At 49.6% G+C, this 7,609-nt stretch carries 7 protein-coding genes; 5 read left to right on the plus strand and 2 right to left on the minus strand.

The features are described 5' to 3' along the window. On the minus strand, positions 1 to 494 hold a 494-nt coding region (locus tag HKN79_05550), incomplete at its 3' end, for a hypothetical protein (protein ID NNC83022.1). 5 nt (positions 495 to 499) lie between these two features. Beyond that, positions 500 to 1,990 carry a tail fiber domain-containing protein gene (locus HKN79_05555; GenBank protein ID NNC83023.1) on the minus strand — a complete coding sequence of 497 codons (1,491 nt, stop codon included), beginning with the start codon at positions 1,988 to 1,990 and terminating at the stop codon, positions 500 to 502. 104 nt (positions 1,991 to 2,094) lie between these two features. Here HKN79_05555 and HKN79_05560 point away from each other — a divergent pair, with 104 nt between their 5' ends. The 5 genes from HKN79_05560 to HKN79_05580 form a co-directional block, all read left to right on the plus strand. Further along, complete coding sequence (locus HKN79_05560; GenBank protein ID NNC83024.1) at positions 2,095 to 2,892, plus strand: queuosine precursor transporter; 798 nt, start codon at positions 2,095 to 2,097, stop codon at positions 2,890 to 2,892. A 78-nt stretch (positions 2,893 to 2,970) separates the two neighbouring features. Continuing rightward, the gene (locus HKN79_05565) at positions 2,971 to 5,415 is read left to right on the plus strand and encodes a hypothetical protein (GenBank protein NNC83025.1); all 2,445 of its coding nucleotides are present in this window, start codon (positions 2,971 to 2,973) and stop codon (positions 5,413 to 5,415) included. A gap of 18 nt (positions 5,416 to 5,433) precedes the next feature. Further along, a complete protein-coding gene (gene lpcA, locus HKN79_05570) occupies positions 5,434 to 6,018 on the plus strand; it encodes a D-sedoheptulose 7-phosphate isomerase (GenBank protein ID NNC83026.1) in 585 nt (194 codons plus the stop codon). Between the two features lie 57 nt (positions 6,019 to 6,075). Further along, positions 6,076 to 6,885, plus strand: coding sequence for a universal stress protein (locus HKN79_05575; protein ID NNC83027.1), 810 nt, complete (start codon positions 6,076 to 6,078; stop codon positions 6,883 to 6,885). 38 nt (positions 6,886 to 6,923) lie between these two features. Next, the coding region (locus HKN79_05580; protein NNC83028.1) for a magnesium chelatase at positions 6,924 to 7,609 on the plus strand (686 nt) is incomplete at its 3' end.

The following is a 7,609-nucleotide window of genomic DNA, read 5'->3' on the forward strand; positions in this document are numbered from 1 at the left end:
GGCCATTTGAAGATCTCTCGTGGAGTCACTCCATCGCCTTGAAACTTCTTGGCATCCGTGATCTGTATAGTATCTGGATTCGTGATCACTGGACCTACCGGATTACCTGTTTCAGGATCCAAGGTCCGCTTCTTCCAGAACTTGATATCACATGCCGCTGCGTCTTGATCCGAATATCGGATGAAGGGACTTAGCTTGTACCATTTGAGTTGAACGCGGTCTTTGACCCCATTCACAGGATCGAAGGACTTGGTCAGATCGACCGGAGGGCTATCGTAGACTTGACAATTATCGAAGCCTTGTTGAAAGCCTTCTGTGACCAAGAGATTTCCATTGCTCTTGGTCAATACGGATAGATCACCCATGGTCCATTCTAGACTGAGGTCTCCATTTACTTCGTACCCTCCATTGGTGGAGAGCACTTGTCGTTCTAAAGTCTGGGCCTGTACCATCCCGGTACAGCATATACCCAGCGCAATGAGTAGCTGTTTCATCGGTCCTATTTTGATAGGTTCTCGATACTACTCTGCAGCGCACGTACCAGCTTTTTCAGTTCCTCGATCTCAGCCTGTTGTTCCTGAATAGCTGCGATAGCTATGACTCCGAATCCGCTATAGTCCATCGTGTGGAGTCCTTTGTTTCGCTCGTTCGTTGCCACGTAGACTAATTCTGGGAAAATCTCCTTCACATCCTGAGCGATGAATCCAAGAGATTCTCTATTGCTTGGGTTATTGTCTTTGTACTGATAGCGCGAAGCCTCAAGTAGCATGACCTTATCGAGGATGGATTCGACAGGTCGGATGTTCGTTTTCATACTCCTATCTGATATAGACGTGTAAGCGCCAGTCGTGCCGCTGAAACTTCCTCTGTTCGTGCCATTGGCATATAACAATAGATTACCACTACTAGATGAATATATCTCCCAGTCATCATCAGAAGATGCGTTGTTTATATCCAGACCGAAGGAACTATGTTCTACTTTGAGCATATATAATCCAGGAGAGCCAGCGTCAACACCTATGGCTAGTCCATCCGTCTTCATTTCGATTTCAGCGGTACCTTGACCTGATGGAGTGTCTGCTCTGATCCTGGCTCTTCCAAATGCATCTCCTGCATCAAGATTTAATTGATAAGAGTCATTACCTATTTCGATACCACCTCCTAATTCACCGTTTCCTCCTACGGTCATTGCTGGAACAGCCCATCCAGAACCGAAATTGGAGCCGATGACCAGTTCTTCATCTGGATTGGTATTTGAGCCAATACCTACATGTCCGTTTTGCTTGAAAACAACTCGGGTGTTAGCGGTGGAAGTTCCACTGACCTTTGACCGGAATTGAATATCCTGACCACCACTCAGCGTACCTATTCTCCATTGATTCCCATTATTGGGATATCCGATGATCATATTTCCAAAATTGGACTGAACAAAAAGATTTCCGACTACGTGAGCCTTCTCTTCAGGGTTGATTGTGCCGATACCGACATTTCCAGAACTGCGATATGCGTTGCTCCCACTGGTCGACCATATGGAAGGTAGAATGACAGAATTTCCCCCCGCAATACTCAATTGCTGACCAGAAATGCTGAGGGTCTGGTTGTCATCATCGAATTCAGCAAAGAGTGCCCTATTGGCCATAGGTACTGAGCCCAATTGCTGTACTCCTAGATTCACCCAACCCGAACCCCTATCCAAGTCGACTTCTAAGAATAGAATGGAAGTGGCAAAACCCAAAGACAGGATATCGCCTGAAATAGGGGATCCATCACCAACCACCGCAGAGAATGAGCCATAGGCATTTGTTGTCACTATATGACTTTCTCGATACTCGATGGGTCCTACTGCACTATTCTGGCGAATGGTGAATCGGACAGCGAATGTTTCATCAGTAAGTAATTCTCCAGCATCACGGACAACTGCTTGATAATTGAACCGCTGGAATTCTGGCGCTTGTGCGAATAATGTGCTGCTCATTATGAGAAGCATCATCAGTTGAATAGTTTTTTTCATGATCGTACGTATTGGATTCCAAGCAGAAAGAAGAAACCTGTGTTCCTTAAAAGCTGGGAATGATTGGTTTATACAGATCGAATATGGATAGCGATCTGCAGGCACACAAAAAGATCCAGTATTCGGTGTTCCTGATCGAGAATTCGGTCGATACAGCTTCCCGAATCCTATTTTTGGGTTCCTTGGAGGCAACGAAAAATAAGCAGGCCCAACGGCTCTATCTATTCCTGGCAGCGATCTTCATCGCAAGTCTGGTCGCCTGCAATCTCATCTTTCAGAAGTTCTTCTCCTGGCAACCTTTCACGGCCTTTGGTTGGGACTACAGTTTTGAGATCAGTGTAGGCTTGATCCCCTATCCCATCACCTTCTTGGTGACCGATCTTATCTCCGAGTTATATGGTCGCAAGAAAGCCAATAGAGTAGTGATGTCGGGCGTGATCGCATCGGTGTTCGTCTTAGGTATAGTGGCTGTGGCCGATCTGGTCTCGGCCACTCCGTGGTCACCGGTCGATGATCGTACCTTCTCCTCGGTATTCGGATTGACAGGTGTAGCTGTCTTCGCCTCTATGATGGCCTATCTCATCGCTCAATTCATCGACATCCGCATCTTCCATTTCTGGAAGCGACTCACCCACGGCAAAAAACTCTGGTTGAGGAACAACTTCTCCACCATCCCCAGTCAATTCATCGATACCATGGTGGTACTCGGATTGCTCTGTTATTTCGAGGCCATAGCTTGGGACCGCTTCTGGATACTTTTCGTCAATGGATTTGCCTACAAGGTACTGGTCGCGCTTTTCGATACGCCTTTGTTCTATCTCACTGCTGGCTGGGCCAGACGCTATTTCCAGTTGGGCTTGGAAGATGAATTGGATGTATAAGAATCCAAGCTAGTTTTCAATTCCTCTCAATCCTAGTACAATGTTCAAGCTACTTTTGCCTTTCTTATTGCTATGCACATGAAACATTGGCTTGTACTCGTACTCTTCCACCTCTGCCTTTCACCTCTGATATCGCAGATACTGGATCCGGTGCAGTGGACCTTCGAGGTAGAAGCACTGGAGGATGGTACGTATCGCTTGCAGTATATCGCTGAGATGGATGAGCACTGGCATCTATATTCGCAGCATTTGGATACCACCAAGATCGGTCCGGTACCCACCTCTTTCGACCATGATGAGGTAGAAGGTATCACCTTCTTGGGACCAGTAGAAGAACCGGAACCCATTGTGGACTATGATCCCAACTTCGAGATGGATATTCCCTTTTTCGAAGAACGGGTGGTATTCACACAATCGGTCGAACTGGATGGAGTGGAGGGTGCTGTGCTCACCGGTATGGTCAATTACATGACCTGCGATGACAGCAAATGCATTTTCCCTGAACCTGCACCCTATAGCTTCACCCTCGGAGAAGGAGCCACCGGGGATGGTCAGTCTGCATCGGGCATCCTCGAACCCGTGGATTGGACCTTCTCTGCTGCCCCTGTAGAGGGCTCGGACAGTCAATACGACATAACCCTCAGAGCTGAGATCGATGAGCATTGGCATCTCTATTCACAGAATTTGGAGAGCGACTTCGGACCGGTGCCTACCACCTTCACCTTTGCAGATAGTTCCGGAGGCTTCACCCTGATAGGAGAGACCCAGGAAGGAGAACCCCTGGTGAGCTACGATCCCAATTTCGATATGGATCTCAGCTATTTCGAAGGCACGGCTGATTTCGTGCAGCGCATAGAGATGGATGAAAGCAATTCCGGATTTGTAGAGGGTATGCTCACCTTCATGGTCTGTGACGATAGCAAATGTCTCCCTCCAGAAGACATCCCTTTCAAGATAGACCTCAAGACCGGAAAGGCCGTTGACCTCAGCGGAGCTACAGGCAGCATCACCAATGACCCCGCCTTGGAAGGCCGATTCCAACTGGCCAATGTGGATCTGGAGAATCCGATCATAGAGTGCGGAGAGGCCCAACAGACGGAGACCAATCTCTGGAACATCTTTTTCCTTGGATTCCTAGGCGGATTGGTAGCTCTCCTTACCCCATGTGTCTTCCCGATGATACCGCTCACGGTGTCCTTCTTCACCAAGGGCAGTGAGGATCGGGCAAAAGGCATACGCAGAGCCTTTCTCTATGGCTTCTTCATTTTTGCCATCTATCTATTGCTCAGTCTTCCCTTCCACCTGCTGGATGGGATCAATCCCGATATCCTCAATAGCATCTCGACCAATATCTGGTTGAACCTGGTCTTCTTTGTGGTCTTCATCGTTTTCGCGATCTCCTTCTTCGGCTACTTCGAGATCACACTTCCCAGCTCATTCACCAATAAGATGGATGATAAGGCAAGTAGCATTGGAGGTCTAATCGGGATCTTCTTCATGGCCTTGACCTTGGCCTTGGTGTCCTTCTCCTGCACGGGACCCATCCTGGGCTCCTTGCTGGCCGGCTCATTGACCAATGATGGAGGAGCGATGCAATTGACGGCAGGCTTCGGTGGTTTCGGACTCGCACTGGCACTTCCTTTTGCACTCTTTGCGGCCTTCCCTGGCTGGATGAATTCCCTCCCTCAGTCGGGAGGCTGGCTGAATTCGGTCAAGGTGGTCTTGGGATTCGTGGAGGTGGCCTTGGCCTTCAAGTTCCTTTCCAATGCCGACCTCGTGGGTCATTGGGAGGTCCTCAAGATCGAGCCCTTCCTGATCGTGTGGATCCTTTGTGCGATCGGTCTCGCCTTGTATCTATTCGGAAAATTGAAATTCCCCCACGATAGTCCACTCAAGAAGATCTCGGCTGTGAGAATGATATTGGGATTGGCATCCGTGGCCTTTGCAATCTACTTGATCTCCGGATTCAGATACAATGAGAAGACCGAGACCTTCACCTCATTGGAATTATTGAGTGGATTGGCCCCTCCCGTGGGCTATAGTTTCATCTATCCGAGTGAGTGCCCGCATGCTTTGGAATGTTTCCACGATTTCGATGAAGGTATGGCCTATGCGCAGAGTACGGGTAAACCCGTTCTTCTCGATTTTACCGGATATGCCTGTGTGAATTGCAGGAAGATGGAAGAGCATGTCTGGCCCGAACCCGAGATCATGGACATGATCAAAGACGAGTATGTGCTCGTGTCCCTCTATGTGGATGACAGCAAGGAATTGCCTGAAGAAGAGCAGGTGGAGTACACCTTGAAGAATGGGAAGACCCGCACGCTGAAGACCTATGGCAATAAATGGAGCACCTTGCAAGCGGAGACCTTCAACATCAATTCACAGCCATTCTACGTGCTCTTGAGCCCAGAAGGCACGCTTCTCAACAATCCGGTTCCCTATACTCCCGATAAAGAGGAGTATGCCAACTTCCTGCGGTGTGGCTTGGATGCTCATCAGCAGTTGGCCCAAGGGCGCTGAGATTTGCTTTTCTTTGGCATCATGCCAGAACAGATCAGAGCATATCTGGAAGAATCCCAAGAGGCCCTTCAACGCTTTCTCAAAGAAGAACACAACCTCCAAGCCATCTATGACGCGGGAGAATTGATGGCCTCGGCCATTGAGGGCGGTGGTAAGATCATCTCCTGTGGTAACGGGGGCTCCATGAGTGATGCGATGCATTTTGCAGAGGAATTGACCGGTCGGTTCAGGAACGATCGACCCAGCTATGCGGCCATTGCGATCTCTGACCCTTCCTACTTGAGTTGTGTAGCCAATGACTATGGCTATGAGAATGTATTCTCGCGCTTTATCGAAGGGATGGGACAGCAAGGCGATGTGCTTCTGGCCATCAGTACTTCAGGCAATTCGTCCAATGTCATCCAAGCCGCTGAGGTGGCCAAGCAGAAGGGCATGCATGTGGTAGGATTGACCGGAAGGAGTGGCGGTGACCTGGCCGATCTCTGCGATGTGGAGATACGGGCTCCACGTACGGAGTTTGCCGATCATGCACAGGAGATCCATATCAAAGCCATCCATTGTTTGATCATGCAGATCGAGTCTGCCTTAGGTGGTCAGGAATAAGGGTGGAGGATTCAGGTCAAGGCTTTGTATATTCACGAAGAACTAGACGACCAGACCATGAACGAGACTTTTGAGCACATCCTCATCCCTTTTGACAATTCTGAATCAGCCCGCGTAGCACTACGCACGGCCGTCAACCTCTCTCAGCGATTCGATGCACGATTGACCATGGTCTGCGTCAATTCAGATGATGACCTCGAACGCAAGGTCAAGAAGATCATCGAGAAGATCAAGCGTAGGACGGATAAGGATGTGATCTATATCCGACCCAGTGGTCGGGTCTTTTCAGAGGTGGTGGATGCGGCCAAGTCCCTAGGTTCCGATCTCATCATCATGGGTACCCACGGTACGAGTGGGGTACAGGATTTCTTTATTGGATCCAATGCCTATCGGGTGGTATCATCCAGCCCGGTGCCTGTGCTCACGATGCGTGAGAGTTTTATCAAGGACAGTTTCGACCGTATCGTCATTCCCATGGATGACTCTTCAGAATCCAGACAGAAGATCCCTATGGTGAAGAAGATGGCCAGCTATTTCCAATCACGGGTCTATGTGTTGGCGACCAGTAAATGGGACGATGAGGACACCCAGAATCGCGTTACCCGATACAGCGAACAGGCCGTGGAGATGCTTACCGAACAAGGCATCGAGTGTAAAATGAGTTCGCATTTCGGAGGCAATATCGCCAACGCCACGATGGACTATGGCGACAAGGTGGGTGCCGATCTGATCATCGCTATGTCAGAGACCGAGCCCGCAGCCGGATTCTTCATGGGGGCCAATGCCCAGCGTCTGGTCAATCACAGCGAGATACCCATATTGACCATCCATGCCGAAGAGGTGCTGAAGGGTATCACTGGCTATTAGAATTCTTTTCTTTGTTCCTGACCATTCGCTGATCCTCGATGCTTGTAAAGACCTACGGTAGTGCCCTTATGGGCATACATGCGACCATTGTGACCGTGGAGGTCAACGTGGTGGCCAAAGGCGTCAATTTCTTTCTGGTAGGCCTACCCGATAGTGCGGTCAAAGAAGCCCATCAGCGTATCTCGGCTGCCCTGAAGAACATCGGTTATAAGATCCCGATCAAGGAGATCACCATCAATATGGCTCCGGCCGACATCCGTAAAGAAGGGAGCGCGTATGATCTAACACTTGCGGTAGGCATACTGGCAGCGACCGAGCAGATGCGATCGGATGAGGTGGGGGATTATATCATCATGGGGGAGTTGGCACTGGACGGAGGTCTCAGACCATTGAAAGGTGTACTACCCATTGCCATAGAAGCGAGGAAAGAGGGATTCAAGGGAATGATCATTCCCAAGGAGAACGCCATGGAGGCGGCCATAGTAGGGGACTTGGATGTATATGGCGTGGAGAACATCAAGGAAGTCATCGATTTCTTCGATGGGAATTCCGAGCTAGAACCGGTGGAATTCGATACCCGGGCCGAGTTTGCAAAGAAAGTGAGCGAGTATCCGGTGGACTTCTCCGATGTCAAAGGACAGGAGAATATCAAACGCGCCTTCGAGATTGCGGCAGCAGGGGGTCACAATGTCATTCTGATCGGCCCTCCAGGTGCGGGGAAGAC

It is taken from the genome of Flavobacteriales bacterium (genome assembly GCA_013001705.1).
GTDB lineage: Bacteria > Bacteroidota > Bacteroidia > Flavobacteriales_D > JABDKJ01 > JABDLZ01.

Bases quoted from the DNA above. Each gene is read 5' to 3' on its own strand.
- HKN79_05575 (NNC83027.1), top strand. From the start codon at position 6,076: ATGAACGAGACTTTTGAGCACATCCTCATCCCTTTTGACAATTCTGAA.
- HKN79_05555 (NNC83023.1), bottom strand. From the start codon at position 1,990: ATGATGCTTCTCATAATGAGCAGCACATTATTCGCACAAGCGCCAGAA.
- HKN79_05565 (NNC83025.1), top strand. From the start codon at position 2,971: ATGAAACATTGGCTTGTACTCGTACTCTTCCACCTCTGCCTTTCACCT.
- HKN79_05560 (NNC83024.1), top strand. From the start codon at position 2,095: ATGGATAGCGATCTGCAGGCACACAAAAAGATCCAGTATTCGGTGTTC.